The 2,338-nt window shown below is 74.1% G+C and carries 2 protein-coding genes; both read left to right on the top strand.

Annotated elements, in window-relative coordinates; translation table 11 throughout:
* Positions 1 to 227 precede the first annotated feature (227 nt).
* On the top strand, positions 228 to 1,082 hold the full coding sequence (locus FK498_RS18440) for a PhnD/SsuA/transferrin family substrate-binding protein (RefSeq protein WP_141857134.1): 855 nt from the start codon (positions 228 to 230) through the stop codon (positions 1,080 to 1,082).
* Positions 1,079 to 2,338: HAMP domain-containing sensor histidine kinase (locus tag FK498_RS18435; protein ID WP_141857132.1), on the top strand; the 1,260-nt coding region annotated here is incomplete at its 3' end. The genes FK498_RS18440 and FK498_RS18435, both read left to right, overlap by 4 nt.

The raw sequence follows: 2,338 nt of genomic DNA, 5'->3' as shown, positions 1-2,338 counted from the left end.
GCGGCGGCCGAGGCGGTGGCGGCACCGCGCCCGGGTGCGGCCGAGCGCACCGGCCGGGTGACCCTGGTCTCCTGTGCCCGCTACCTGCCGGGCGTGCCGGGAAGCTGCTCCTGGGCCGCCGATCCGCGCGGCCACGGGCTGGCGATCGGCGCCGACTGACGCCGGTCCCGCTTGTTCGCCGGCAGACCCCGTCGCATCCTTGCGCCGGCGGGGAGAGAAGCACGTCCATGACGCCGCATCGCGCCACGCGCCGCGCTGCCCTGGCGGGCACGCTTGCCCTGATGGCCCGGCCGGCGCGCGCGGCCGGCACCCTGACGGTCGGGCTCACCCCGGTCTTCCTCGACTCCGATCTCGCCCTGCTGCGCGACCTCGATGCCTATCTCACGCAAGCGACCGGCCTTGCGGTGCGCCTGGTCAAGCGCCGCACCTACCAGGAGATCACGGCGCTGCTGCTCGCCGGCCAGCTGGATGCCGCCTGGATCTGCGGCTATCCGTTCGTTCAGCATGCGGGGCGGCTTGCGGTGGTCGCGGTGCCGTTGCATCGCGGCCGGCCGCTTTATCAGTCCTACCTGATTGTCGGTGCCGATCACGCCGCCCACCGCCTCGAAGATCTGCGCGGCACGACCCATGCCTTCTCCGATCCGGACAGCAATTCCGGGTTCCTGGTCACGCGCTACCTGCTGACCGCGGCCGGAGAGCGGCCGGAGACCTTCTTCGCCCGCAGCTTCTTCACGTTTGGGCACCGCAACGTGATCCGCGCCGTGCAGGCCGGCCTCGCCGAGGGCGGGTCGGTGGACGGCTATGTCTGGGAGGTGATGGCCGAGCGCGAGCCGACGATCGTCGCCGGCACGCGCGTGATCGCGCGCAGCGACTGGCACGGCTTCCCGCCGATCGCCTGTCTGGCGACGCAGCGCCACGCGCCGGCCGTGCGTGCGCTCGCCGCGGCGCTCGCCGCGATGCCGGACCATCCGATCGGGCGGACCGTGCTCGCGACCCTGCAGCTCGACGGCTTCGTCCCGGCCGAGGCTGGGCTGTTCGACTCGATCGCGCGCATGAGCGCGGCGGTGCGGGCGCAATCATGAGGCTCGCCCTGCTCCGGTCCCTGCCGCTCGCGGTGCGCGTGCCGCTGGTGGTCGCCGGGCTGATGGTCGCGGTCTCGCTGGTGATCGGCCAGGTCGTGCTGCACCGGCTGGCGCGCGACCAGGAGCGGCATGTCGCCGATCTCGCCGCCGCCTATCTCGACGGCGTCTCGACCGCCGTGCTGCCGGCGGCGATCCGTCGCGACGTGTGGGAGGCCTACGACGCGCTCGACCGCGCCCGCGCCCGCTACCAGGGGCTGGCGATCGTCTTCGCGGTGGTGACCGAACCGTCCGGGCACGTGCTCGCGGCCTCCGATCCGCGCCTGTTTCCGGTCGGCTCGCTGCTGCCCGAGGCGCTGCTGGACCGGTACGGCCCGGATGGGCGGCTTGCGATCGACGAGGCGGCCGCGCTTGCGTTCCTCGCCCGCGAGCTGCGCGAGGGGGCGGTACCCGTGGGCCGCATCCTGGTCGAGCTCGACATCGGCGCCCTGATCGCCGAGCGGCGCGCGGTGCGCTGGACGCTGGTCGCCGTGAATGCCGGCCTGACGTTCCTGCTCGCCGGCCTCGGCGTGATGCTGGTGCGGCGCATGCTCGGCCCGGTCGCGATCCTGCGCGCCCACGTCGCCGCCGGCGCCGAGGGGCCGATCCGGCCGCTGGACGAGGCCTTGATCGCGCGGCAGCCGGCGGAGTTCGCAGCCCTGTTCCGCGCCTTCAACCGGACCGCGCAGGCGGTGGCCGAGCGCGAGGCGATGGCGGCGCGGCTCGCCGCCGAGGAGAAGTATGCGCTGCTCGGCAAGCTTGCCTCGGCGATGGCGCACGAGGTGAACAACCCGCTCGGCGGTCTCTTCACCGCGGTCGACACCCTCGCGCGCCATGGCGCGGACCCGGCCGTGCGGGCGCGGTCGATCGGCTTCCTGCGCCGCGGCCTCGCCGACATCCGCGATGTCGTGCGCGCCGGCCTCGTGACCTCCAAGGGGCGGATCGGCGACGGTCCGCTCACGCGCACGGATCTCGACGATCTGCGCCACCTGGTCCGCCACGAGATCGAGCGGCGCGGCTTGAGCCTCATGTGGCGGAACGAGCTGGCGAGCGGTGTCGCACTCGACCGCACGATGGTCCGTCAGATCGCGCTCAACCTGCTGTTGAACGCGTGCGCGGCGAGCCCGCCGGGCGGGACGGTGCGTCTGGAGGCGCGGGTCGCGGCGGGCGCCTTCGCGCTCACCGTGCGCGACGACGGGCCGGGCCTGCCGGACGCGGCG

The organism is Elioraea sp. Yellowstone (assembly GCF_006704265.1).
Lineage (GTDB): Bacteria > Pseudomonadota > Alphaproteobacteria > Acetobacterales > Acetobacteraceae > Elioraea.
This window is presented reverse-complemented; position numbering and strand designations above follow the sequence as displayed.